31 protein-coding genes are annotated in these 25,198 nt (G+C 45.8%); 19 read left to right on the forward strand and 12 right to left on the reverse strand.

The genetic code is table 11. The features are described from left to right. The first annotated feature begins 91 nt into the window (after positions 1–91). Positions 92–904 (forward strand): alpha/beta fold hydrolase, encoded by an 813-nt coding sequence (locus tag RH45_RS01820; RefSeq protein WP_008073150.1) that lies wholly within the window; start codon positions 92–94, stop codon positions 902–904. Positions 905–934: 30 nt separating this feature from the next. Here RH45_RS01820 and plsY read toward each other — a convergent pair whose 3' ends face one another. Continuing rightward, positions 935–1,546, reverse strand: a complete 612-nt coding sequence (gene plsY / locus RH45_RS01825) for a glycerol-3-phosphate 1-O-acyltransferase PlsY (RefSeq protein ID WP_008073151.1) — start codon at positions 1,544–1,546, stop codon at positions 935–937. Between the two features lie 147 nt (positions 1,547–1,693). Here plsY and folB point away from each other — a divergent pair, with 147 nt between their 5' ends. From folB to rpoS, 11 genes are all read left to right on the forward strand, one after another. Further along, on the forward strand, positions 1,694–2,047 hold the full coding sequence (gene folB, locus RH45_RS01830; protein ID WP_008073152.1) for a bifunctional dihydroneopterin aldolase/7,8-dihydroneopterin epimerase: 354 nt from the start codon (positions 1,694–1,696) through the stop codon (positions 2,045–2,047). Then, positions 2,044–2,532, forward strand: a complete 489-nt coding sequence (gene folK / locus RH45_RS01835; RefSeq protein ID WP_008073158.1) for a 2-amino-4-hydroxy-6-hydroxymethyldihydropteridine diphosphokinase — start codon at positions 2,044–2,046, stop codon at positions 2,530–2,532. Before folB ends, folK begins: the two co-directional genes overlap by 4 nt. Positions 2,533–2,547: 15 nt before the next feature. Continuing rightward, positions 2,548–3,351, forward strand: a complete 804-nt coding sequence (locus RH45_RS01840; RefSeq protein WP_008073160.1) for an undecaprenyl-diphosphate phosphatase — start codon at positions 2,548–2,550, stop codon at positions 3,349–3,351. Between the two features lie 109 nt (positions 3,352–3,460). Then, entirely contained in the window at positions 3,461–3,739 is a 279-nt protein-coding gene (ftsB, locus tag RH45_RS01845; protein WP_008073161.1) for a cell division protein FtsB, read from the forward strand. Continuing rightward, positions 3,740–4,447 carry a 2-C-methyl-D-erythritol 4-phosphate cytidylyltransferase gene (gene ispD / locus RH45_RS01850; RefSeq protein WP_008073162.1) on the forward strand — a complete coding sequence of 236 codons (708 nt, stop codon included), beginning with the start codon at positions 3,740–3,742 and terminating at the stop codon, positions 4,445–4,447. A 3-nt stretch (positions 4,448–4,450) separates the two neighbouring features. Further along, positions 4,451–4,927, forward strand: coding sequence for a 2-C-methyl-D-erythritol 2,4-cyclodiphosphate synthase (gene ispF, locus RH45_RS01855; RefSeq protein ID WP_008073163.1), 477 nt, complete (start codon positions 4,451–4,453; stop codon positions 4,925–4,927). Positions 4,928–4,984: 57 nt separating this feature from the next. Next, on the forward strand, positions 4,985–6,028 hold the full coding sequence (gene truD, locus RH45_RS01860) for a tRNA pseudouridine(13) synthase TruD (protein ID WP_008073165.1): 1,044 nt from the start codon (positions 4,985–4,987) through the stop codon (positions 6,026–6,028). After that, positions 6,028–6,786 (forward strand): 5'/3'-nucleotidase SurE, encoded by a 759-nt coding sequence (surE, locus tag RH45_RS01865; RefSeq protein WP_008073167.1) that lies wholly within the window; start codon positions 6,028–6,030, stop codon positions 6,784–6,786. Before truD ends, surE begins: the two co-directional genes overlap by 1 nt. A 2-nt stretch (positions 6,787–6,788) precedes the next feature. Next, the gene (locus tag RH45_RS01870) at positions 6,789–7,415 is read left to right on the forward strand and encodes a protein-L-isoaspartate(D-aspartate) O-methyltransferase (RefSeq protein WP_008073169.1); all 627 of its coding nucleotides are present in this window, start codon (positions 6,789–6,791) and stop codon (positions 7,413–7,415) included. Between the two features lie 2 nt (positions 7,416–7,417). Further along, positions 7,418–8,350, forward strand: a complete 933-nt coding sequence (gene nlpD / locus RH45_RS01875; protein ID WP_008073171.1) for a murein hydrolase activator NlpD — start codon at positions 7,418–7,420, stop codon at positions 8,348–8,350. Between the two features lie 72 nt (positions 8,351–8,422). Next, positions 8,423–9,418 carry an RNA polymerase sigma factor RpoS gene (gene rpoS, locus RH45_RS01880; RefSeq protein ID WP_008073173.1) on the forward strand — a complete coding sequence of 332 codons (996 nt, stop codon included), beginning with the start codon at positions 8,423–8,425 and terminating at the stop codon, positions 9,416–9,418. Positions 9,419–9,484: 66 nt separating this feature from the next. Here rpoS and RH45_RS01885 read toward each other — a convergent pair whose 3' ends face one another. Next, the gene (locus RH45_RS01885) at positions 9,485–10,753 is read right to left on the reverse strand and encodes an HlyC/CorC family transporter (protein WP_008073175.1); all 1,269 of its coding nucleotides are present in this window, start codon (positions 10,751–10,753) and stop codon (positions 9,485–9,487) included. 122 nt (positions 10,754–10,875) lie between these two features. Further along, on the reverse strand, positions 10,876–11,670 hold the full coding sequence (locus RH45_RS01890) for a cytochrome C assembly family protein (protein WP_008073177.1): 795 nt from the start codon (positions 11,668–11,670) through the stop codon (positions 10,876–10,878). A gap of 208 nt (positions 11,671–11,878) precedes the next feature. Between RH45_RS01890 and ffh the strand changes: the two genes are divergently transcribed. The 5 genes from ffh to rplS all read left to right on the forward strand — a co-directional run bounded on the left by ffh (position 11,879) and on the right by rplS (position 15,464). Further along, positions 11,879–13,267: a signal recognition particle protein gene (gene ffh, locus RH45_RS01895; protein ID WP_008073179.1), complete on the forward strand. Its 1,389-nt coding sequence runs from the start codon at positions 11,879–11,881 to the stop codon at positions 13,265–13,267. Positions 13,268–13,474: 207 nt separating this feature from the next. After that, the gene (gene rpsP, locus RH45_RS01900; RefSeq protein ID WP_005438039.1) at positions 13,475–13,723 is read left to right on the forward strand and encodes a 30S ribosomal protein S16; all 249 of its coding nucleotides are present in this window, start codon (positions 13,475–13,477) and stop codon (positions 13,721–13,723) included. Between the two features lie 26 nt (positions 13,724–13,749). Further along, positions 13,750–14,298 (forward strand): ribosome maturation factor RimM, encoded by a 549-nt coding sequence (gene rimM, locus RH45_RS01905; RefSeq protein WP_008073184.1) that lies wholly within the window; start codon positions 13,750–13,752, stop codon positions 14,296–14,298. Between the two features lie 27 nt (positions 14,299–14,325). Then, positions 14,326–15,069, forward strand: coding sequence for a tRNA (guanosine(37)-N1)-methyltransferase TrmD (trmD, locus tag RH45_RS01910; RefSeq protein WP_008073186.1), 744 nt, complete (start codon positions 14,326–14,328; stop codon positions 15,067–15,069). Between the two features lie 41 nt (positions 15,070–15,110). Then, entirely contained in the window at positions 15,111–15,464 is a 354-nt protein-coding gene (gene rplS, locus RH45_RS01915; protein ID WP_008073188.1) for a 50S ribosomal protein L19, read from the forward strand. A 271-nt stretch (positions 15,465–15,735) separates the two neighbouring features. Here rplS and yacG read toward each other — a convergent pair whose 3' ends face one another. The 8 genes from yacG to nadC all read right to left on the reverse strand — a co-directional run bounded on the left by yacG (position 15,736) and on the right by nadC (position 22,765). Then, a complete protein-coding gene (gene yacG, locus RH45_RS01920; RefSeq protein ID WP_039958119.1) occupies positions 15,736–15,930 on the reverse strand; it encodes a DNA gyrase inhibitor YacG in 195 nt (64 codons plus the stop codon). A 54-nt stretch (positions 15,931–15,984) separates the two neighbouring features. Further along, complete coding sequence (zapD, locus tag RH45_RS01925; protein ID WP_008073193.1) at positions 15,985–16,725, reverse strand: cell division protein ZapD; 741 nt, start codon at positions 16,723–16,725, stop codon at positions 15,985–15,987. Between the two features lie 34 nt (positions 16,726–16,759). Next, the gene (coaE, locus tag RH45_RS01930) at positions 16,760–17,368 is read right to left on the reverse strand and encodes a dephospho-CoA kinase (protein ID WP_008073194.1); all 609 of its coding nucleotides are present in this window, start codon (positions 17,366–17,368) and stop codon (positions 16,760–16,762) included. A gap of 1 nt (position 17,369) precedes the next feature. Then, entirely contained in the window at positions 17,370–18,239 is an 870-nt protein-coding gene (locus RH45_RS01935; protein WP_039958132.1) for a prepilin peptidase, read from the reverse strand. 51 nt (positions 18,240–18,290) lie between these two features. Next, positions 18,291–19,517: a type II secretion system F family protein gene (locus RH45_RS01940; protein WP_008073198.1), complete on the reverse strand. Its 1,227-nt coding sequence runs from the start codon at positions 19,515–19,517 to the stop codon at positions 18,291–18,293. Between the two features lie 13 nt (positions 19,518–19,530). Beyond that, positions 19,531–21,219 (reverse strand): type IV-A pilus assembly ATPase PilB, encoded by a 1,689-nt coding sequence (pilB, locus tag RH45_RS01945; RefSeq protein WP_008073200.1) that lies wholly within the window; start codon positions 21,217–21,219, stop codon positions 19,531–19,533. Then, on the reverse strand, positions 21,220–21,630 hold the full coding sequence (locus tag RH45_RS01950; protein WP_008073203.1) for a pilin: 411 nt from the start codon (positions 21,628–21,630) through the stop codon (positions 21,220–21,222). It abuts the gene before it with no gap. Positions 21,631–21,877: 247 nt separating this feature from the next. Further along, positions 21,878–22,765, reverse strand: coding sequence for a carboxylating nicotinate-nucleotide diphosphorylase (gene nadC, locus RH45_RS01960; RefSeq protein ID WP_008073205.1), 888 nt, complete (start codon positions 22,763–22,765; stop codon positions 21,878–21,880). 131 nt (positions 22,766–22,896) lie between these two features. Between nadC and ampD the strand changes: the two genes are divergently transcribed. Beyond that, positions 22,897–23,451 (forward strand): 1,6-anhydro-N-acetylmuramyl-L-alanine amidase AmpD, encoded by a 555-nt coding sequence (ampD, locus tag RH45_RS01965; protein ID WP_008073207.1) that lies wholly within the window; start codon positions 22,897–22,899, stop codon positions 23,449–23,451. Positions 23,452–23,587: 136 nt separating this feature from the next. Here ampD and fldB read toward each other — a convergent pair whose 3' ends face one another. After that, positions 23,588–24,109 carry a flavodoxin FldB gene (gene fldB, locus RH45_RS01970; protein ID WP_008073209.1) on the reverse strand — a complete coding sequence of 174 codons (522 nt, stop codon included), beginning with the start codon at positions 24,107–24,109 and terminating at the stop codon, positions 23,588–23,590. Positions 24,110–24,272: 163 nt separating this feature from the next. On the opposite strand from fldB, the gene xerD reads away from it, so the two are divergent. Further along, complete coding sequence (gene xerD, locus RH45_RS01975) at positions 24,273–25,169, forward strand: site-specific tyrosine recombinase XerD (protein ID WP_039958122.1); 897 nt, start codon at positions 24,273–24,275, stop codon at positions 25,167–25,169. The last annotated feature ends 29 nt before the right edge of the window (positions 25,170–25,198 follow it).

The following is a 25,198-nucleotide window of genomic DNA, read 5'->3' on the forward strand; positions in this document are numbered from 1 at the left end:
TTTGTTTAGTCAGTAATAAAGAGTTCCGAGCTGTCATGACGAGTAATAATGGTAAGCTCTCGTTTTATAAAAATAATCAATGGATAGAACCATGAAGAAGTTTGTTATTGATGGCCGCGAGATGGCCTACCAAGATGTGGGCGCTGGCCCGGTTGTCGTATTCGGTCACAGCTACCTTTGGGATAGTGCCATGTGGGCTCCGCAAGTGGCGGCCTTGAGCCAACATTACCGCTGCATTGTGCCTGAACTATGGGCGCATGGGGCCTCTCAACCCGCGCCACTGCAAACACGTACACTTACCGATTATGCGCAACAAATCGTTGCGTTGATGGATCATTTAGAGGTCGAGCAGTTCTCCGTTGTTGGGTTGTCGGTCGGAGGAATGTGGGGGTGTGAATTGGTCTCTTTGGTACCATCTCGAGTTAAGTCTTTGGTGCTAATGGATACCTTTGTTGGCTTAGAGCCAGAAGTGACCCACGCTAAATACTTTTCTATGCTTGACACTATTACTGCAGCGCAAATGGTCCCTGAGCCGATGGTTGATGCGATTACACCACTCTTCTTTGCTAACAATGCTGCGCAAGAGTCGCCACAACTGGTCAGTGACTTTCGAGAAAAATTGGCAAATCTTAAGGGCGAGCAAGCGGTTGAAGTCGCTCGTGTGGGGCGCATGGTCTTTGGTCGCCGAGATCAAATTGAAGAGATTGAGAAGTTTGCCTTGCCTGTTCTTATCGCTGTTGGGCAAGAAGATATCCCTCGTCCAGTTTTAGAGTCGTATTTGATGCACGACACCATCTCAGGATCGCAGTTGATTCAGATCCCAAAAGCCGGGCATATTTCTAACTTGGAGCAAGCTGAATTTGTGACGGGTATGTTGAGTGACTTTCTAGCTAAGCACGTGTAAGCAACAATATATGATCGAAATAAGGCCTCATTACGAGGCCTTATTTAGTTTGTTTTTCTTATCACCAATTTTAGGTTCTTCACCCATAAATAGACGTTTAATATTTTGATGGTGGCGAAAAACAATCAAGCAACACAACATGGCTACAGGTAAGGTGTATTGAGGTTTCACCAGCCAAGTATAGAGCGGCGCTAACAATACAGTGACCAATGCGGCTAGAGATGAATAGCGAAACGTGAAGGCAACGACTAACCATGTGGCCACTACCATAGCGGTAAAGTCGAGCCCGATCGGTGCAATGGCGCCCAGTGCCGTTGCCACGCCTTTCCCCCCTTTGAAGTGGAAAAAGATGGGGTACATGTGCCCAAGGCAAGCCGCAATCGCAATCACACCTAAGATAACGGGTTCAATACCTAAAAAGAACGCGCCCCAAACAGGGATGGTGCCTTTTAGCATATCGCACAGAAGTACCGCGACCGCGGCCTTTTTTCCGCCAATACGCAGCACATTGGTTGCGCCGGGATTGTGAGAACCCATTTTTCTTGGGTCTGGTAGGCGCAACATTCTACAAATCAACACTGCACTCGAAATCGAACCTAACAGGTAGGCAACGATAATCATAATGAGTGCTAATGGGGTCATATAAAGTTAACTCGTCTTTGGAGATGTTTGTCAGGCAACTAATTGATATTATATCGAGCTTGCCAACCTCAACAATAATGCTTTGAGCAGGCGAATAGTACGACTTTTTGTTAATTTTGGGTATCCGACCTCTAAAGGAAGTAATGCATGGATAAAGTATTTATCGAACAACTTGAAGTAATCACCACTATAGGTGTGTACGACTGGGAACAACAAATAAAGCAAAAACTCGTGCTTGATATTGAAATGGCCCACGATAATCGTCCTGCTGGTAAGAGTGATGACGTTGTTGATGCATTGGATTATGCGCAAGTGAGTGGTGCGGTACTTACCCACATTGAACGTGGTCGATTTTTACTGGTCGAGCGGGTCGCCGAAGAAGTTGCTGAGCTTATCATGCAACGTTTTAACGTACCTTGGGTCAAGATCCGTCTAACTAAGCCCGGAGCAGTTGCTCAAGCAAAAGGTGTCGGTGTTGTGATTGAAAGAGGTCATGCATGATTACTGCTTATATTGGCATCGGGTCCAATATAGATAGGCGGAAACACATTCAAGTGGCTGTTCAAGAGCTGTCTCAATTAGGTCGAGATATTCGTCTTTCGACCATATTCGAGTGTGAAGCTGTCGGATTTGACAGCAATAGTTTCTATAACCTTGTCGTAGAAATGAAAACGTCACTAGAATTAGCGGATTTTGCGCGACAACTACGAGCAATTGAGCTCAAATGGGGGCGCTCTGCTAATGCAGGCAAACTCGAGCCTAGAACGATAGACCTAGATATTATTCTATTCGGTGAGGAAGTTTCTCAGGCTCAACCAGAGTTGCCTCGTAGCGACATTTTTAAGTACGCGTTCGTTTTACAACCCATGTTGGAACTTTGTCCGTACTTGATCGTCCCCAGCGATGGCAGAAGCATTGAGCAGATTTGGCAGCAGTCTCGTTTTGAGACTGAATTGGTGCCAGTTCCTGTTTGGTTCAATCAATAATGTAATGAGATTCTAATGAGTTATTTTGAAGCCTTTGTTTTGGCGTTAATTCAAGGCCTGACTGAGTTTTTACCGATCTCCAGTTCAGCCCACCTTATCTTGCCTTCGGCCATCTTAGGGTGGGAAGACCAAGGTTTAGCTTTCGATGTTGCTGTGCATGTCGGGACGCTAGCGGCGGTTGTGATCTATTTTAGAAAAGAAGTCGTTTCTTTGTTGAACGCGTTCTTTGCCTCTATATTCAAAGCGGATCGCAGCAAAGAGGCTAAGCTTGCTTGGATGATTGTTATTGCCACCATACCCGCTTGCGTATTTGGCTTGGTACTTAAAGATTTTATCGAGCTCTATTTACGTAGTGCTTGGGTCATTGCTATCACGACGATCGTTTTTGGTTTGCTACTCTGGTACGTGGATAAAACAGCTAAGCTAGCGGAAGATGAGTATCAGGCAGGGTGGAAGAAAGCACTGTTTATCGGTTTGGCTCAAGCGATGGCTCTGATCCCAGGTACTTCTCGCTCAGGTGCAACCATCACGGCTGCATTATATCTTGGCTTCACTCGTGAGGCAGCTGCGCGTTTCTCATTCTTAATGTCGATTCCGATTATTTCTTTGGCGGGCAGCTACTTGGGCCTTAAGCTGGTCACCAGTGGTGAGCCTATCCATTACGGCTTCTTGATGACGGGCATTATTACGTCATTCATCAGTGCCTATTTGTGTATTCATTTCTTCTTGAAGTTAATTTCTCGTATGGGTATGACACCTTTCGTGATTTATCGGCTTATCCTTGGGGTCGGTTTGTTGGGCTTCTTGCTAATGAACTGATTTCTTTCTACCCGTATATCTGTGAAGCCACATTGCCCAATCTCGCGCTGTCAGCGACATTGTGGTATATATGTGGCTTTTCTTTTTCCCTCTTCTTTGAATCAAACGTATGCGAATTTTTGCTTTGACTCTAATGATCGTTTTAGGCTGGCTGCAGTTTGAATTGTGGTTTGGTAAAAACGGGATCTCTGACTTTCAATTGGTGGATGCTGACATAGAAGTACAGCACGAAGCGAACAGTAACCTGCAAGCGCGCAATAATGAAATGTTTGCTGAGATTGATGATTTACGCCAAGGGTTAGATGCGATCGAAGAACGAGCCCGCCATGAACTAGGGATGGTCAAAGAGGGTGAAACATTTTACCGAATTATTGGTGAGGAAGAGTAAATGTCTGAACTCGTGATGGGCTCAGTGATCGCCATTGTTCCAGCGGCTGGCGTTGGCAGTCGAATGCAGGCAGATAGACCCAAGCAATACCTAACCATTGAAGACAAAACTGTATTAGAGCACACCGTTGAAAAGCTGTTAGCTCACCCCTTGATTAAGTCGGTAATTGTAGCCGTCAGCGAACAAGACCCATACTACTCAACATTGTCGATCAGTCAGCGCCAGGACGTCATTCGAGTTTCTGGTGGAAAAGAGCGCGCCGATTCGGTGTTATCTGGATTAGACTATGTTGTCAAAAACCAGCTTGCGGGTTGGGTAATGGTGCATGATGCAGCGAGACCATGCGTAAGCTTGCAAGATATTGATAGTCTTGTAGCAACGGCAAGCCAGCACTCATGTGGCGCGATCTTAGCCTCACCAGTTAGAGATACTATGAAGCGCGCAAATGCGCTGCAAGATATTGAACATACCGTAGAACGGGAAGCTTTGTGGCATGCACTTACTCCACAAATGTTTAAAACTGAGCCGTTGAGCCAAGCTTTATCACGCGCACTGGAACAAGGTGTCGCGATTACCGATGAAGCCTCAGCACTGGAGTGGATGGGGGAATCTCCAGCTTTGGTGCAAGGCAGTGCGACAAATATAAAAATTACACAACCTGAAGACCTCGCACTGGCTGAGTTTTATCTCACAAGAAATGAAGGATAACTTATGATTCGAATAGGTCACGGTTTTGACGTTCACAAATTTGGTGGCGAAGGCCCTGTGATTATTGGTGGCGTGGCAATCCCTTATGAACAAGGCCTTATTGCGCACTCTGACGGTGATGTTGCGCTGCACGCTCTGTGTGATGCTTTGCTCGGTGCGATTGCCGCTGGTGACATTGGCCGTCACTTCCCTGATACCGATGACGAGTGGAAGGGCGCAGATAGCCGCGATCTTTTGCGTGATGTCTATCGTCGCGTTAAAGAGCAAGGGTATGTGTTGGGGAATGCCGATGTGACAATCATGGCGCAAGCTCCGAAAATGGCTCCGCACATTGAAGCGATGTGCGCTGCGATTGCCCACGATCTCGAAACAGAGCTATTTAACGTAAACGTGAAAGCCACTACGACGGAACGTCTCGGTTTTACAGGCCGAAAAGAAGGCATTGCTGCTGAAGCGGTTGTGCTACTAACAAAAAAATAATCACGTGATACGTGGTCTGCTATTCCTATATTAGGGCCACGTATAATGGAACATTCTATGTCCGACATTTTATCTTCTTTGGCTTACCTAAATGGTAAGCCAACTGCCACTGGCAAAATTAAAGCTCAACCTGAGCACTTTCAGGTGAAAGAAATTCTCGGTTACGAGTTCGCGGGCAGTGGTGAACATCTACTGGTCCACATTCGCAAAACGGGTGAAAACACTAGCTTTGTGGCTAATGAGTTAGCTAAAGCTTGTGGGGTGAAATCGAAAGATGTCAGCTGGGCTGGCCTCAAGGACCGCCATGCGGTGACTGAGCAGTGGTTAAGTGTTCACTTACCAAAGGGCTATACGCCAGATTTTTCGGCATTTTTAGCTCAATACCCAAGCATTGAGATTCTTGCTACGACGCGTCATAACAAAAAGCTGCGCCCTGGAGAGTTAGCGGGTAACCACTTTACCGTTACTTTATCGGAAGTGAGTGATGTGGAAGACGTACTTCAACGTTTAAGCGTGATTTCCCAAATGGGTGTACCAAACTATTTTGGCAGCCAGCGTTTTGGCAACCAAGGTAATAACTTGGAAGAAGCCAGACGTTGGGGCAAAGAGAATGTTCGTACTCGGAACCAAAATAAACGCAGCATGATGCTATCTGCCGCACGTTCTTGGATTTTTAACAGTATTGTTTCGGCTCGAATTGAAAAAGGGCTTTTTAATCAAACGATTGAGGGTGATTTGCTGCAAACGGAATCGGGGCTACAACTGGTTTCTAGCGCCTCTTTAGAGCAGAGTCAGTGTCTGATAACCAATACTGAAGCGCAAATTACAGCGGCTATGGCCGGAGATAATGCTTTACCAACTCAACAGCAAGCATTGGATCTGGAGCAGCCATATTTGGATGCTGAACCTGATTTAATGGCGTTGATTCGAGGAAATCGTATGCGCCATGAACGTCGCCCGATAGCTTTGAAAGCACAAGACCTGACTTGGTCAGTGGATGGAGAGGATGTGACCTTAAGCTTTTCGCTAGATTCTGGTTGTTTTGCTACAGCGATTGTTCGTGAATTGATTGAAGAAATTGACGTTGAGCGAGTGTACTAATGGCAGAGAAAACGCTAAAAATCTTACTTAGTAACGATGATGGCGTCCATGCGCAAGGGATTCATGCATTGGCTGACAGTCTGCGCGATATTGCAGAGGTTACCATAGTGGCTCCAGATCGAAATCGCTCAGGGGCTTCAAATTCATTGACTTTAGAGCAGCCACTTAGAGTCACCGAAATTGCACCTAAAACTTATTCGGTGCAAGGTACTCCAACCGACTGTGTTCACTTTGCGCTTAATGAATTAATGAAAGATGATCTCCCGGATCTTGTGCTTTCGGGTATTAACCACGGAGCAAATCTTGGTGATGATGTGCTTTATTCAGGCACCGTTGCTGCTGCAATGGAAGGGCATTTCTTAGGTGTTCAAGCCGTTGCATTTTCCTTGGTGGGTAAACAACATTTTGCCACTGCGGGGAAAATTGCCCGTCAAATTGTAGAGCAACACCTTAATAAACCTATTCCTACCAATAGGTTGCTCAACATTAACGTACCTGATATGGATTTTGACGAGCTGAAAGGTATTGCCGTGACCCGCTTGGGTGCTCGTCATCACGCAGAAGCAATGATAAAGCAGCAAGATCCTAGAGGGCATGATATATATTGGCTTGGCCCTCCTGGTAAAGAGCAAGATGCCGGGGAGGGAACGGACTTTTACGCTGTGGATCAAGGCTATGTTTCTGTGACACCTTTACAGGTTGATCTGACAGCGCATGAGTCTCTAAGAAGTATGGATAACTGGTTGAAGGATCAATAAGGATGACAAAACCACAGGCAGACAGACTGGTCGACTTTCTTGTGGCAAACGGTATTCAAAACTCCCATGTGTTACAGGCGATCCGTCAATTACCGCGTGAGCAGTTTGTTTCTCAAGCGATGATGCATCAAGCGTATGACAATAATGCGTTACCTATTGGCCAAGGTCAGACAATATCTCAGCCCTATATCGTGGCAAAAATGACAGAGGTGTTGGAACTTAGTCGCGATAGCAAAGTCTTAGAGGTTGGCACTGGCTCTGGTTACCAAACCGCGGTACTTGCTCAGTTAGTTGAGCATGTCTTCTCCATTGAGAGAATTAAAGCTTTGCAGTGGGAAGCAAAACGTCGCCTAAAGCAGTTAGATATTTATAACGTCTCGACCAAGCATGGTGACGGTTGGCAAGGGTGGGCAGCGAAAGCCCCGTTTGATGCGATCATCGTCACCGCAGCAGCAGAATCTGTCCCTCCGGCATTACTCTCTCAGCTATCAGAGGGCGGCGTGATGGTGATACCAGTGGGAACCCAAGAGCAGCAGCTACTTAAAATTACTCGCCAAGGGGAAAGCTATCTGTCAGAAGTTATTGAAGTTGTGCGTTTTGTGCCGCTAGTAGCAGGTGACCTCGCTTAATCATGTTGTTTAAATCTCGTTCAATCTTAATGATGGGCCTTTGCGGTGCACTGGTAGGGTGCGCTGCGCACTCCCCTGCGCCTGTTTCAGGGTTGAAGAAAGATTATAGCTCTGTATCTCGGGGCAGTTATCGTGGTAGCTATTACGAAGTGAAAAAGGGCGACACCCTCTACTTTATAGCCTATGTCACAGATAAAGATGTAAAAGAAATTATTCGTTACAACGATTTGACAGCGCCTTACACTATCTATCCGGGACAAAAGCTCAGATTATGGAAGCCTGCATATAACCCGCCAGCGTACGGTGGCACAGGGGCTGGAGCTCCAGTGGTTGCGGTCGCAGCTAAGCCAACGACACCTCCTGTCGTAACACCAGCCAAACCATCAGCGAACTCGAGTAAAAACTCAAATCAAAAGGTTACGTCCTCTAGTAGTCAGAATACGCAAAAAGTAGCGCAAAAACAGCCGCCAAAGAAGGTTGAACAATCTAAACCAAAGGAGTATGTTAAACCTACTGGTAAACAAAATGTTAACAAGGTTGTTAGTAATGAGCAGCCGAAAAACAATAAAGTTTCCAAGTGGTTATGGCCAACTAAAGGGAGAGTGATTAAAAACTTTTCTGCTGGGGACCAAGGGAATAAAGGCATCGACATTGCAGGACAGCGAGGTCAGCCTATCGTCTCTACAGCAGGTGGCACCGTCGTTTATTCAGGCAATGCGTTACGAGGTTACGGCAATCTTGTGATTGTAAAACATAACGATAACTACTTAAGCGCATATGCACATAATGACCGGTTGCTAGTACACGAAGGACAGAGTGTAAAAGCAGGCCAAAAAATTGCAACAATGGGCAGCTCTGGAGCCAACAGTGTTCGTTTGCACTTTGAAATTCGCTATCAAGGTAAGTCGGTGAATCCAAAACGCTACTTACCGTAATAATTTACTGACTAGGTAAAATAGCGACATTAGACGTAGTAATGTCTTGCTAGCTCGCCAGGGGGAGGCGCTATGAGTATCAGCAATGCAGCAACGAAAGTCGAAGAATTCGAGATTGGGCAAGAAAACGCAAACACGTTTGCGACAAATCAAGAATCCTCATCCATAAAACCTACAGTAGCTGAAGAAGTCAAAGAGAAGGAAGATTTTGACGCTTCTGCCAAAAGCCTAGATGCCACTCAACTTTATCTTGGGGAAATCGGCTTTTCACCACTATTAACTGCAGAGGAAGAAGTCCTTTACGCGCGCCGAGCATTAAGAGGCGATGAAGCGGCCCGTAAGCGTATGATTGAAAGTAATTTGCGCTTGGTAGTAAAAATCTCGCGCCGTTATAGCAATCGTGGCCTAGCTCTACTTGATTTGATCGAAGAAGGTAACCTAGGGCTTATTCGTGCCGTAGAAAAGTTCGACCCTGAACGCGGCTTCCGCTTTTCAACTTACGCAACTTGGTGGATCCGCCAAACGATCGAGCGTGCACTGATGAACCAGACACGTACGATTCGATTACCTATCCACGTAGTCAAAGAGCTCAATATCTACCTGCGTACCGCTCGAGAGCTGTCACAGAAACTGGACCATGAACCGACTGCGGAAGAGATCGCGACAAAACTCGATAAGCCAGTTGACGATGTGAGCAAGATGCTGCGTCTGAATGAACGCATCAGCTCTGTTGATACTCCGATCGGTGGTGATGGGGAAAAAGCATTACTCGACATCATTCCTGATGTGAACAACTCTGACCCAGAAGTCTCGACCCAAGATGACGATATCAAGAATTCTTTGATTCATTGGCTAGATGAGCTCAATCCAAAGCAGAAAGAAGTGCTAGCACGCCGTTTTGGCCTGCTTGGTTACGAGCCATCGACATTGGAAGAAGTTGGGCGTGAAATCAACTTGACTCGTGAACGCGTTCGTCAAATTCAAGTAGAAGGTTTACGCCGATTAAGAGAGATCCTCATCAAACAAGGTTTGAGCATGGAGAATCTGTTCAGCGTTAACGAAGAGTAATAAGTCTGGCATAACAAATGAAAAGCCTTGGCGTTTGCCAAGGCTTTTTTGATGTACTAAGAGGGGTTATTTCGACAGTTTAGGAAAAACTCGTACAGACTTAATTCGATTTTCTTCCAGTTCAACTATCTCCATCGGATGTCCAGACACTTGCACACTCAAGTGGCTTTCTGGAATGTCTTCAAGATGCTCCAAGATCAAACCGTTCAAAGTGCGAGGGCCATCTGTCGGTAGCTTCCATTTTAAACCTTTGTTGATATCGCGGATATTGGCGCTACCGTCAATAAGGAAACTGCCGTCCCCTTGTGGGGTGATCTCTTCAGATAAACTTGGCGCAATTGAGGTGGTAAATTCGCCAACAATTTCTTCGAGTATATCTTCCAGAGTAATCAACCCAATGATGTCACCATACTCATCAACAATCAGACCAATGCGCTGTTTGTTTCGTTGGAACTTGAGCAGTTGAACATTGAGAGGTGTACTTTCTGGGATGAAGTAGACTTCATCCGCAGCTCTAAGTAGAGTCTCTTTCGTGAATTCGTTTTTCTCTAACATCAAGCGGTAAGATTCACGCAGGCGCAACATGCCAACCACTTCATCGATTTGATCACGATAAAGCACCACTCGACCATGAGGAGAGTGGGTTAACTGTCTGACGATAGACTTCCAGTCATCATTGATGTCGATGCCGGTAATTTCATTACGCGGTACCATGATGTCGTTTACCGTGACATGCTCTAAATCTAAGATTGAAATCAGCATATCTTGGTGACGGCGAGGAATTAGGCTGCCCGCTTCGTTTACCACGGTACGCAGTTCCTCTGAACTTAGGTGATCTTCTCCGCCGTGATCTGCTTTGATGCCAAGCAAACGAATAAACCCATTGGTAATAAAGTTAACAAACATTACCAGTGGTGAGAGCAACTTCATCAAAACGGTAAGAACGATACTGCTGGCGTAAGAGACTCGTTCAGGGTAGAGCGCAGCTAAAGTCTTAGGAGTTACTTCAGCAAAGACCAGAACGACTAGTGTTAATGCACCTGTCGCGATAGCGACCCCTAAGTCACCGTACAAACGCATACCTAAAATAGTGGCAATAGCAGAAGCTAATATGTTGACTAGGTTGTTACCAATTAAGATCAAACCAATCAAACGGTCTGGACGATCGAGCAGTTTTTCAACGCGCTTTGCACCTTTATGACCCGTGTTGGCGAGGTGTTTAAGGCGATAGCGGTTCAAAGCCATCATCCCTGTCTCTGAACCTGAAAAATATCCTGAAATTACGATAAGACACGCGAGTAGCGCAAATAAGATACCCGTTGATATGTCGTCCAAAGCTTATCTTTTCCTTGTGATGTTTGGTTAATTTATGACCTAATTATTTCAGTAAGTCAATGTCGGTTAAGGCCTGGCGTATTGTAAAACAAAGGTGCACTTGATGCACCTTGGAGGTGTGATTAACTAAGGATGATTTCCCGTACAAAGCGGCTACCAAAATAGGCAAGGGTTAACAGAGTTGCCCCTGCCACTGCAAACCAAGTAATTTTTCTTCCTCGCCAGCCTTTTTGGTAGTGTCCCCACAACAGGGTGGTGTATATCAGCCAAGCGATAAATGACAAAACCCCTTTGTGCGCTTTTCCTTGAGCGAACATATCTTGAACAAAGACAAAGCCTGTGATGAGGGTACCGGTTAGTAGGGCTGTCCCCAGCAAAATAATATTAAATAGTTGTCTTTCCACCATTAACAGCGGCGGTAAGTTGGGGTTAATCGCCAATGCCTTTTTGGCTTTAAGTTTGTGGTCAAGCCACGCAAGCTGCAGAGCGTAAAGCGCACCAATGGTTAAGGTGGAATAAGAGAATAATGCTAATGAAATGTGGATTAGCAATTTAGGGTCTTGCTCAAGGTGGGTAATAAAGGTACTTGGCAAAAAGGCGGCGGCGCTTAGGTTAATGGCTGAAAAACTATAAACTACCGGGAGTAAGAACCACAGTCGCGTTTTGAGCATGGCGACGCTCAATACGAGTGAGATTATAAAGCTTATTAATGAGGCAACATTGAGAATACTGAGGTTTTGTCCTGAAGCTTCAATGATCAAATCACTTAACAACCAGGCATGAAAAGCCAGCGCCAAGAAAGCACTGATTAATACAGTTTTAGCACGGATACCAGTCTGGTTGACAAGCCCCGGTATGATTGTCGCTATTGCTAAAAAGTAGAGTATTGCAGCAACAACGGCGATTAAGTTGTCCATGGTTCTCTAGAAGCTGGTGGATTTTTAACAAATTATACCCTGCATCAACGACTTGAGCTATGACTTATGTCCCTCATTTACGTGACATGAGATACCAAAAGTTGTTAAGGCAGTGTCCAGTCTGGGTTGGCTAAGGTATAATCACAGTAATTGTCGCTAAATTTAAGGGTGAATCATCGTTCGATTTCACCTAACTAAGAGACTTAAGATGTTTGAAAATTTAACGGATCGATTGTCCAAGACGCTGAAGAACATCAGCGGTAAAGGTCGCCTGACTGAAGACAATATTAAAGACACGCTGCGTGAAGTACGTATGGCGCTTCTTGAGGCGGACGTCGCTCTGCCTGTTGTTCGCGATTTCATTAAACGTGTAAAAGAAGCCGCAGTTGGTGTTGAAGTATCGAAATCTTTGACTCCAGGTCAAGAGTTCATCAAGATAGTTCAGACTGAACTTGAAGCCGTGATGGGTGAGTCAAACGAAGCACTTAACTTAGCTGCTCAGCCGCCTGCGGTTATCTTAATGGCCGGTCTACAAGGTGCGGGTAAAACCACCTCGGTAGGTAAGCTATCTAAGCTATTAAAAGAGAGAGAAAAGAAAAAGGTATTGGTTGTCTCTGCCGACGTATATCGTCCAGCCGCAATCAAGCAGCTTGAAACTCTTGCGTCTGATATTGGTGTTGACTTCTTCCCTTCTTCTGCTGATCAGAAGCCAATTGATATTGCTAATGCAGCGATCGATCATGCCAAGAAAAAATTCTACGATGTACTGGTTGTCGATACGGCGGGTCGCCTTGCGATTGATGAGCAGATGATGGGTGAGATTCAAGACCTCCACTCAGCAATCAATCCAGTTGAAACCTTATTCGTCGTTGATGCGATGACAGGTCAAGATGCGGCGAATACGGCAAAAGCGTTTGGCGATGCTCTACCTCTAACAGGTGTTATCCTGACCAAAGTTGATGGTGATGCTCGAGGCGGTGCCGCGCTATCTGTTCGTCATATCACGGGTAAACCAATTAAATTCTTGGGTGTCGGTGAAAAAACCGATGCACTCGAACCTTTCCACCCAGATCGTGTTGCATCTCGAATCCTCGGCATGGGCGATGTGCTGTCTTTAATTGAAGACCTACAACGCAATGTCGATACAGAGAAAGCGGAAAAGCTAGCTAAGAAGTTTAAAGAGAAGAAAGGCTTCGACCTTGAAGACTTCCGCGAGCAGCTTGGCCAGATGCAAAATATGGGTGGCATGATGGGCATGATGGATAAGCTGCCTGGCATGAGCAATTTACCGGATAATGTCAAAGACAAAGTCGATGACAAGATGTTTAAGCAGATGGAAGCCATCATTAACTCGATGACGATGAAAGAGCGTCAGCGTCCGGAACTGATTAAAGGCTCGCGTAAAAAGCGTATAGCGGCGGGTTCTGGCACTCAAGTACAAGACGTGAACCGTTTGCTTAAACAATTCACCCAGATGCAGAAAATGATGAAGAAAATGCAAAAGGGTGGCATGAAAGGCATGATGCGTAACATGCAAGGTATGATGGGGGGTATGGGCGGAATGGGAGGCGGTGGCTTCAATCCGTTTGGGCGCTAATTCACCCCTGCAATAAAAATTTCAAGGTGTTAGCTCGGTCACAAACTTAAGTTTCGTTTTATGTTGGTGAAAAAGTAGCTAAAGACCTTGCATTGCTCCGGAATAAGAGTAAAATTCCGGAGCTTTATTTTGGCACGAGCCCCAAATCATTTAGCGATAAATGGTTTCTGGGGTTAATTTTATTTTTGAGAAAGCAAAGAGGACGACATGGTAACCATTCGTTTGGCACGTCACGGCGCTAAGAAGCGTCCATTTTATCAAATCGTAGTAGCGGACAGCCGCAATGCAGCAACTGGCCGTTTCATCGAGAAAGTTGGTTTCTTCAACCCAACTGCTAAAGGTCAAGAAGAAGGTCTACGTCTAGACCTAGATCGCGTTAACCACTGGGTTGGTCAAGGCGCATCTCTATCTGACCGCGTTGCTAAGCTAGTTAAAGACGCTCAAAAAGCGGCTTAATTCTTAATAAAAGAAGAAATTAGCTTATGTCGATGAAAGGTAAAGAAACAATGAGCGATGACAAGATTGTTGTAGGCAAGTTTGGTGCTACTTATGGCATTCGTGGTTGGCTCAAGGTTTTTTCCTACACAGACAATACTGAAAGCATATTTGATTACGCACCTTGGTTTATTAAGCAAGGTGAGAAGTGGGTTGAGTACAAAGTAGAAAGCTGGAAGCGCCATAACAAAGGTTTGGTGGTAAAGCTGGAAGGTCTTGATGTGCGTGAAGAAGCGCAACTGATGACTAACTTTGAAATCTCTATTGACCCTGCTGTTCTTCCAGAATTGCCATCAGATGAATTCTATTGGCGTGATTTGATTGGAATGCAAGTGGTAACCGATAAAGGTTACGATCTCGGCACTGTCTCTGACATGCTAGAAACGGGCTCCAACGATGTTCTGGTTGTAAAAGCAAATCTGAAAGATGCTTTCGGGCAAAAGGAACGCTTAATCCCGTTCCTTGAAGAGCAAGTGATCAAAACAATTGATCGCACAGCTCAACGGATCGAAGTTGACTGGGATCCTGGATTCTAAACTCCAAAATCACAGAGCGAGATAAACATGTGGGTTGGCATTATTAGCCTGTTTCCTGAAATGTTCCGTTCTGTTACTGATTATGGAGTAACAGGTCAAGCGGTTAAAAAAGGTCTTTTGTCGATTGAGACATGGAATCCTCGTGATTTCACTCATGACAAACATCGAACTGTCGATGATAGACCTTACGGTGGTGGCCCTGGCATGCTTATGATGGTTCAGCCTTTGCGCGATGCTATTCATACTGCCAAGCAAGCATCACCGGGAAAGACGAAAGTCATTTACCTCTCTCCTCAAGGTCGCAAGCTTGACCAGAAAGGGGTTGAAGAACTGGCAACAAATGAGAATTTACTTCTAATTTGTGGCCGTTACGAAGGGGTAGATGAGCGTATCATCCAATCTGAAGTTGACGAAGAATGGTCAATTGGAGATTTTGTGATGACAGGTGGTGAGATTCCCGCCATGACATTGATTGATTCTGTATCTCGGTTTGTACCGGGAGTATTGGGAGATTTCGCGTCAGCAGAAGAGGATTCTTTTGCAAATGGTTTGTTGGATTGCCCACACTATACGCGCCCTGAGTTACTAGACGATAAAGAGGTACCTGCGGTACTCATGTCTGGCAACCATAAGGAAATTCGTCGCTGGCGACTAAAACAGTCGTTAGGCCGAACTTGGCTAAGAAGACCAGAGCTCCTGGAAAACCTAGCTCTGACTGACGAACAGGAACAATTACTTGCTGAGTTCATCAGTGAACAAAATGCAAAGTAACCTAATTTAATTAGTATCAGTTTATTCTAGGAATTTTAAAAATGAGTAACATCATCAAAGCTCTTGAGCAAGAGCAAATGAAATCAGACCTACCTAAATTTGCACCAGGTGACACTGTTGTTGTTCAAGTTAAGGTAAAAGAAGGTGACCGTGAGCGTCTACAGGCTTTCGAAGGCGTTGTAATCGCAATCCGTAACCGTGGTCTACACTCTGCTTTCACTGTACGTAAGATCTCTAACGGTGAAGGTGTTGAGCGTACGTTCCAAACACACTCTCCAATCGTTGATAGCATCGAAGTTAAACGCCGTGGTGCAGTACGTCGTGCCAAGTTGTACTACCTACGTGAGCGTTCTGGTAAGTCTGCTCGTATTAAAGAGAAACTTGCTAAGAAGTAATGCTATAACTAGCGTTCTCATCTTAAACGGAGCCCATGTGGCTCCGTTTTTTTATTCGTTGCTTATCAGTTGCGATTTTCTTATCTACTCTTGCCGTCGGGGTTCATTTACTGGCGTAAACTCCGCTCCTCCGCCTTGATCGAGCAAAAATACCTTCGCCCATATTTCTCAAATACCAGTCAGAAGCAAAATTTCTCGATTGGTATCAGAAACAAAAAAGCCGATGCTTTCACATCAGCTCTTTACGTCAGCTTAAATCACACAGCGTCAATTAATATTGATCTTCCGACCAGCCGTCAGCATCGGACATATCTGGTGCTCCGGGGATACTGTTCTCTTCATCTGCCCATTCACCGAAATCAATCATCTGGCACTGTTTACTACAGAAAGGGCGGAAAGGGCTTTGCTCGCCCCATTGAACGTCCGTACCACATTGTGGGCACGGAACTACAGTAATTTTAGACATGGAGTTATCTCAGTTAGTACAGGTGGCTCTGAATAGAGTATAGGTGTTTCAGGGTTAGCTACACACGGCTAGATTGAACTCTACATTAGCAGTGGAGGCTTGGCCTGACCCGAATTCAATGAACTTAATCGCAAATCGATTTTTATGCCCTGAAATCATAGGGTAAACGCCAAATTGCATTGGTATTTCTAAACGAAGAATATTGGCTTCATCAGCGTCACTTTGGTAGAAACCAGCTTGCGCGGTATGGTTGCGAAAGTGTCCGGTTTCACGCGTGAGTTTGAGCCACAACGTCAATGCATCGGCCAATGGCATTAGAGAATCTAACCATTGGGCTGCGTCAGCTTGTTTTCTGTCGCTAGGTAGGTGCAGCCAGTGGTGAAGTGCTGGCAAATCAAAACAGCATGAACCGCCTGGAAGATTAAAGCGCTGACGAATAGCACTCAAAAATCGGTCTTCCTTTAGGCTTTGACCAAAGCGCTCGGCACTCATGAGTTTACTATGAGCGCCGTCGACTTCACGCAAGATACCTTGCAACATGTCTTGATCGACACCATCGACATTTAGCCAGGCTCGGTAGGTTAAACGTTGCTTCTCTATATCTTTTGCTAACTCACTCTTTAGCTGAATTTGTTCGAAGATTTCCAATAGGTCAAATAGAGAGCGATAAAACACGAGGTGCTGCATATCGTCACTAAATTCCGCTGCTAAACGCAGTTGGCTGAGCAGCGCCTCAACTCTTAAGTAGATGCGCGTCTTTTCGTTTAGTGGATGTTCGAAATAGTGAGTGGTCATCAAAATGCTATCGTGAATGGTTCTGCCTTTATTCTCACAGATTTTCCCTACTCTTTTCTAGAAACTTTTTATGTAATTCTGTGATTTGAGGCAAAAGTTTTTGGTTTTCTGTGTCATTTTTAATCACGTAGTCAGCGATTGCTAATCGTTGCTCGCGAGTCGCCTGTGAAGCCAATATAGAGCGAGCTTGTTCCGGCGCTACTTTGTCTCGAACCATGGTCCTCTCTATCTGCGTGTTTTCACTGACATCGACAACCAAGACTTGATCGGCTAGGTGATGTAAGTCATTTTCAACCATCAAGGGAATGACGAGCAGCGCGTACGCGGAGGTAGTCTTTTCCAGATCGCTTAACATTTTTTGGCGAATCATTGGGTGGAGTAACTGGTTCAGCCACTGTTTCGCACTTGGGTCAGAAAAGATAACGTTTCGTAATTTAGCTCGGTTGAGTTGACCATCGTCGAGCAAGATATCCGCGCCAAACTTTTCAATAATGGCTTTTAGCCCCTCACTCCCGGGGGCGACCACTTCGCGAGCGACGATATCAGCATCAACGATATCAATCGCAAATTGCTGGTGAAAGAGATTCGCGACCGTGGTTTTTCCACTGGCAATACCGCCAGTCAATCCAATGACAAAAGACATACTACAATCCTAAAAAGTGGTTGAGATACCAGTTCCAGATGGAGCCACCCCACATCATACTAATCCAGCCTGCAATCGCTAAGTAAGGGCCAAACGGAAAAGCTTTGTCGATACCTTGTCGCTTAAGGCGCAGTTGGATTAAACCTAACACTAACCCTACCAAAGAGGAAAACAGAATGATCATTGGCAGTTGCTGCCAACCCAACCAGGCACCTAGGGCAGCGAGCAGTTTAAAGTCACCATAGCCCATGCCATCTTTACCGGTAATGAGCTTAAACAGCCAATAGACTGACCATAACGAGAGATAACCAGCTATCGCACCAATAACGGCATTTTGCAAGCTGATGGGGCTTATGCCAACGAGTGCCAGAGTAATACCGGTCCACATCAATGGCAATGTTAGGGAGTCTGGAAGCAGCATAGTATCGAGGTCAATAAACGTCGCTGCAATCAAAGTGAAAGTAAAAAATAGCAGAGCCATAGAATAATAGCTAAAGCCAAGTTGATATGCGATCGCAAAGCTCAGAGCTGCCGTGAGCAATTCTACTAGAGGGTAACGTTTACTGATGGCATGTTGGCATTGGTGGCACTTGCCTTTTAGCATCAGCCAACTCAGAACCGGGATATTGTCTCTTGCTCGTATCGGTGTTTTGCAACTAGGGCAGGTTGAACGTGGCACGCTAAGGTTGAAGGTGCCCGTTGGAGGAGAAATCTTATATTCAGGAAAACTCTCCGCACATTCTGTACGCCACTCTCGCTCCATCATAATGGGGAGGCGATGAATCACCACGTTGAGAAAGCTACCTATGATTAAGCCTAAAAGAGTCGCGAAAGTTGGAAACAACCAAGGGTAGTAATGGAATAGTTCTATCAAAATGTTATGGGCCTAGGAGTGACTAAGGGTATCTATATTATCGTCATCTTATCCTAACACGCTCATTAAGTTAAAGATGGGTAGGTACATGGCGATCACTAATCCGCCAACAACAACCCCTAAAAAAATGATGATCATTGGCTCTAATATTTTGCCAAGGTTGTCGACGGTATTATCAATTTCGAACTCATAAATGGTTGCCACTTTATGCAACATATCATCAAGGCTCCCAGATTCTTCTCCGATCATGACCATCTGCAGCACCATTTCCGGAAAAGAATCACTGTTGCGCATTGCTATATACATTGGCATACCTGCGGCCGTATCACTATAGACTTGATCGATAGCATGCTGGTAGTGAACGCTATTTGCGGTTTTTGCTGAGGTTTTCAGACTCGATAAAATAGGTATACCGGCACTAAAGCTGGTAGCGAGCGTTCGACTAAATTTGGCAATGGCCGCTTTGGAGAAAACATTGCCTAGAATAGGCAATTTTAGGCTTGCTCTGCTGGTTGCTAGCCGAATGCGAAATGAACGCGTTCGCGCCATTTTAACCAGCAGCACTGAGATGATGCAGGCGAGTATGACGAAAGCTCCATAATCTTGTACCCAGTGAGATAAAGCTAAAACTTGCTGGGTAAACCAAGGTAATTCTGCACCAAACCCTTTAAACATCGATTCGAACTCTGGGATAACAACGGTGAGCATAAGGTAGGTTACGGACAACGCAGTGAGCATGACCATGCTCGGATAGATAAGCGCCTTGATAACTTTTGCCCTTAGCTGTTCTGACTTCTCGCGGTAGGTGGCGATACGTTCAAACACTTCTGGAAGGTTACCCGACTGCTCACCAGAGGTAACCAGATCAATATAGAGTGAATCAAAGTGCTGGCTAGCAGTACGCATGGATTTAGACAGCGGGGTGCCCGATTCGACCCCTTTTACAATCTGCGCCAAAATGGATTTCATTTCCGCTTTACGGTGATTGTCAGCAACCAGCTTTAACGCTTGAATAAGTGGGACACCAGTAACTAACATAGTGGCAAGCTGACGAGTCAAAATGGTAATGTCTTTACGCTTAACTCTGTGAGTGGCCCGCTTGATAAAAGATATATTACGCCGTTTAAGCTTTTTGACTTTGATGTGTTGCTCTTTGAGCTTATCCCTCACTTCGATTTTGTTCATTGCCAGTAATTGGCCAGAAACAGACTTACCAATGCTATTGATCCCTTTCCAACGATAGTTTTTGAGCTGGTTTGAGTATGTCTTTTTCACCTTAGGTTCCTATCTATAAATAGAGTACGCGTTGCAGTTCTTGTAGGCTGGTTATGCCTTGTGACAGCTTTTCGATACCGGACTCTTTAAGGGTTTTCATGCCTTCTTTACGGGCTTGAAGTTCAATTTGTTGTACCGTTGCACCTTTAGCGATGGCTTGAGAGAGTAGGGAGCTAAAGGTCATGACTTCATAGATGCCAACTCGACCAGCGTAGCCATTGTTACATTCGTGGCAGCCTTTAGAGTGTGCTTGGTAGATTAGAGCATCAGCGGGAAGTTTGAGTTGTTGACGCAGCTCGTCACTGATTTCATCCCGGACTTTGCAATGTGAGCAGAGGCGTCGTGCTAGGCGTTGCGCGATAATTAAGCTTAACGAGGAGGCGATATTAAACGCTTCAATCCCCATATTGGCTAAGCGGACTACACTTTCAGCGGCTGAGTTGGTATGTAAAGTAGACAACACTAAATGCCCAGTTTGGGCCGCTTTAACGGCAATCTCTGCGGTTTCGAGATCGCGAATCTCGCCGACCATGACAATATCGGGGTCTTGACGAAGAAACGCGCGTAGGGCTTGGGCAAAGCCAAAACCGATTTGAGGCTGGACTTGAACTTGATTGATTCCCGGTAAATTGATCTCAACCGGATCCTCCGCCGTTGCGATATTGACCTCTGGCGTATTGAGCAGCTTAAGGCCAGTGTAGAGGGAAACGGTTTTGCCACTCCCGGTTGGCCCAGTCATTAAGATCATGCCTTGCGGTTTTTTAAGTGCGGTGAGGTAACGGGACTTTTGTTCATCGCTGTACCCTAAGGCATCAATATTGAGGCTAGCAGAGCTACTGTCGAGTAAGCGGAGAACAATTTTTTCGCCCCACAGTGTCGGTAAGCTGGAGACGCGCATATCAATGGCGGTGTCTTGATCCAGCTTGATCTTGATTCGGCCATCTTGGGGCAGGCGCCGCTCGGCAATATCGAGTTTGGCCAAGATTTTGATGCGTGCTGCAAGGCGGCGACTTAAATGGTGAGCGGGCTGCTGAATCTCAATTAAGATGCCATCGCAGCGTAGCCTGACGCGGTACGATTCTTCGTAAGGTTCAAAATGGATATCAGAAGCACCTTTGCGAACCGCATCAAGTAAAATCTGATTGATGTAGCGACTTACAGGAGCATCGTCTTGGCTTAAGTCTTCAATTTGACCGACTTCGTCAGACGAAATATCGACCAGCTTGGCTAGTTCGTCTTGGTTAATGTCGCGGTTGTGGCTGTTTGATGATTGGACTGCGCGTCCGTACAAACGTCGTATGGCCCCTTTTAACTCATTATAATCCGCCAGCACCAGTTCAACACGCAAGCTAGTAGCAAAGCGAAACTCATCTTCCACTTCGAGGTGGCTTGGATCAGCCACTGCGACGGTAAGCTGTTGGTTATCTTTGGCAATCGGTAGGGCGTTAAAGCGGGTGATCAGCTCCCGCAAACCTAGCTGTTGGCATAGCTCTGGGTATTGGTAAGTGTCGAGCTGGACTCGAGGCAGGGAAAACAACCGCTCAAGATGTCGCGTAAGTTGCTGGCTGTCAAAGAGCTCTAACGCCAACAACGCTTCGGAGGCAGGTCGCCTCGAAGCGTTGATCTGTTCGGTAACCGATTGCTCTTGCGCCGAGCTGATTAACTCGGCTTGGCGCAGTATTGCAGGAAGGTTGGTTGTCACTTAGCAACCTTTTAGAGTAACGCCAGTATCATGCGTGCAGCCCCATACTGTTGCAGAACCTCCTGAGATCGAAGATTTTGCATAAGTGATGAACTTTGTATTGAGAGCTGCTGTTGAATTGAAAGTCAGTTTCACTCCACTAGACACTGTAGATAGTGTTCCTAGTGGGTTTACATTAGCATGGGTGCCTATTTGATCAAGGCTTGAAACAGAGCCACTTTCTTGCTCGTAAAGGTCATAGTTGGTGAGGAGTGATTTTAGCGTTGCTAAACCCGAAGCCGCTTCTGTGCGTTTCACATAATCTTTATAAGCAGGAATAGCGATAGCGGATAGTACACCAATGATTGCGACCACAATCATAAGCTCAATTAGGGTAAAACCTTTTGCTCGACGAGCGGTATTGTTTTGCATTGTTCTCTCCGTAATGAAATGCAGTGGATGTGGAGAGAATAAAAGGGATAAGAGTCACGAGATATTCGTCGGCGAGTGGATTCCGAGCAACAGTGAAAAACTTGATGCTCAATTGCAGGCCGAGCGCAAAACTCTACGAGAAGTCGCACAGTTTAACATGCGGCTTACTACTTTTATAAAAAACAGAGACATCTAAGTCTCTGTTTAAAAATGATAAATTTGATTTTTATCGCAAATATTTGCCCGCTTATTTAAAGCGCATCGATAGATCCATGGCTTTTAAGTGCTTGGTCAGAGCGCCTACCGAAATGTAATCGACACCAGTTTCAGCGTATTCGCGCAATGTCTCTAAAGTGACATTGCCAGAGTTTTCTAACGCGGCTCTACCTGCATTGATTTTGACAGCTTCACGCATCATGTCAGTGGTGAAGTTATCCAGCATTATAATATCTGCACCGGCTTCGATGGCTTCTTGCAGCTCAGCTAGGCTTTCCGTTTCAACCTCGACGGGTTTTCCAGGATTAAGTTCTTTAGCCGTTTTGATGGTTTGGCTGATGCCGCCATTGGCGATGATGTGGTTTTCTTTGATTAGGTAAGCGTCGAACACGCCAATACGGTGGTTAAAACCACCACCACAGGCGACGGCGTATTTCAGTGCGCTACGCAGGCCGGGTATGGTTTTGCGCGTATCCAATAAGCGGCAGCCTGTGCCTTCTAGCTTTTCAGCATATTCAGCAGTCACAGTGGCGCAGCCTGAAAGAGTTTGAATGAAGTTCATCGCATTCCGCTCACCCGTAAGAAGCGCACGCGCTGGGCCTGAGAGCGTGCACAACACTTGGTTAGGCTCTACCTTATCGCCATCTTCAACGTTCCATTCAATGTGTACTTCTCCGCCAAGCTGCTTAAACACTTCGTCAGCCCAAGCTTTGCCGCAAAACACACCATGTTCACGAGTGATGATCGTTGCTTCGTTATGCGCATCTGCTGGGATTAGACTTGCGGTAATGTCTGCAGCCGGATCCAGAGTTCCTCCTAGATCTTCCTTGATGGTATCCGCGACAGAGCGGGCGATCTCAAGAGGAAGTTGCTGTTTCAAATATTCGAGACGTTCTTGGCTATTGTGTGTGTTTTTCATCGCAAATCTAATACGCAGTTGGACAAGAGGTGGGCATGATACGCTGACTGAGTGTGAAATTCAGCCATTAATCTCGCATTTCATCGCCAAAGGGATAAAATCAGAGGGTTAGTCATAATAATGAGCCTACTATGATCGATGAGAATGGCTGGTACCAGCAAGCTAGACATGTCCCTTCGCCTTTTTTTGACCAGAGAACCGATAGCTCCGACATTTCCCTTTTGGTTATCCATAACATCAGCTTACCACCTGGGCAGTTTGGTGGTCCGTATATTGAGCAGTTCTTTACTGGGCAATTGGATCCGAACGACCATCCGTTTTTTGAAGTTATCCATAACATGGGAGTGTCAGCCCATTGCTTAATAAGACGTGATGGAGAAGTGATTCAGTTTGTGCCGTTCACTGCTAGGGCTTGGCACGCTGGTGCTTCCAGCTTTGCTGGCCGAGATAGATGCAATGATTACTCAATTGGCATTGAGCTTGAGGGCTGTGACTACGTGGCCTACACGGATGAGCAATACCAAGCTCTGACCGAACTCACTCACCAAATTCAAGCCCGCTACCCGAATATCACGCTACCACGCATTACGGGTCATCAGTATATAGCGCCACTGCGCAAAACCGATCCGGGTTTGGTGTTTGATTGGCAAAGGTATCGAGGCGGCTTGCGCTCGGGAGAACGCTGAGCGCTTTGAGGGCAGGTGCTCGGTAACGTACAAAGCGAGCGTTGTGCTGCTAGAAAATACGCAACCTTAGTGACGCCGCTTTTCATGGGACGAAATCCGTTGTGTGCCTTTCGTCCCGATATGGTGCTCTTAGTGTCTATAAGGTCTCTTGATACTCAAGCAAAATTTGTTCGACCCAAGCGGCAATACGATCATCACTGAGTTCGTACTGAGAATCTTCATCTAACGCCAATCCAACAAATTGGCTGCCATCCTCGGTGAGTGCCTTTGAGGCTTCAAACTGGTAATTTTCGTCATTTGGCCAGTAGCCGAGCATGTGAGCGCCAATCGCTTTAAGTTGGTCATGTAGCATACCCATTGCGTCTAGGTACCACTCGCCATAGCCTTCTTGGTCACCTAAACCGAACAATGCCACGGGTTTACCTTGCAGAGATAATCCACCAACTTGGTCCCAAATCTCGTTCCAGTCTTCTTGGATCTCACCAAAGTCCCATGTTGAGATGCCAACGATAAGAAAGTCATAATCTGCCATCAAAGATAAGGGTGACTCTTTCACATTGTGAATGTCGACTAAATCTTCACCAATAATGGCGCGTATTTTCTCTGCTGCCATTTCGGTGTAACAAGTGGTTGAGCCGTAAAATAGACCGATTTTCATAACTTTCTTTTCTTTACTCGGGAGTTGATAGCGAATTCTAACCACAAAATGGCGAGCTTTGCAGCGAATATCAACCGACAACTGCAAATTTTATGGCTTTCTTGGTCTTAGCCTCGTACATTGAGGCCAATAGTAAAAACTGAGGAAAAACGTGTCTGAAGTAATGTCACCTGATCAAGGGATTGTGGAACAGTTTCTTGATGCAATGTGGATGGAGCGTGGATTGTCAGAAAATACCTTAGCTTCTTACCGTAATGATTTGATGAAGCTTTTACAGTGGATGTCTTCTCATAACTACCGTTTGGATTTTATTAGCTTGTCTGGTTTGCAGGAGTATCAAACTTGGCTGGTGGATGAGGGCTATAAACAAACCTCTCGCGCAAGAATGCTGTCAGCCATTCGACGTTTATTCCAATACTTGCATCGTGAAAAACGGCGAGCGGATGACCCGAGTGCGTTGTTGGTGAGTCCTAAACTGCCGAAACGTTTACCGAAAGATCTTTCTGAGCAGCAAGTGGATGCGCTACTGGATGCCCCTGATCCGAATGACCCAATGGAGTTGCGTGATAAAGCGATGCTCGAGTTGTTGTACGCAACAGGCCTTCGTGTCACAGAATTGGTTAGCCTTACCATGGAAAACATCAGCTTGCGCCAAGGAGTTGTAAGGGTGACCGGTAAAGGTGGCAAAGAGCGATTAGTCCCTATGGGAGAAAATGCTGTCGATTGGATTGAAACTTTTTTGCAGCAAGGGCGGTCTGAGTTACTTGGGGAAAATACCTCAGATGTGGTTTTTCCGAGTAAACGCGCAAGGCAAATGACGCGCCAGACCTTTTGGCACCGTATAAAACATTACGCGGTGATTGCTGGTATCGATGCCGACAAGTTATCACCTCACGTGTTGAGACACGCGTTTGCGACCCATTTACTGAATTATGGCGCCGATTTGCGCGTGGTGCAGATGCTACTTGGTCATAGTGACTTATCCACCACGCAAATTTATACTCATGTCGCAACCGAGCGACTGAAACAACTACATAGCGAGCACCACCCAAGGGCTTAGGCTCTCGCACAACAATTAAGGTGAATTGA

Origin of the sequence: Vibrio sinaloensis DSM 21326 (genome assembly GCF_000189275.1) — a bacterium.
GTDB classification, from domain to species: Bacteria; Pseudomonadota; Gammaproteobacteria; order Enterobacterales; family Vibrionaceae; genus Vibrio; species Vibrio sinaloensis.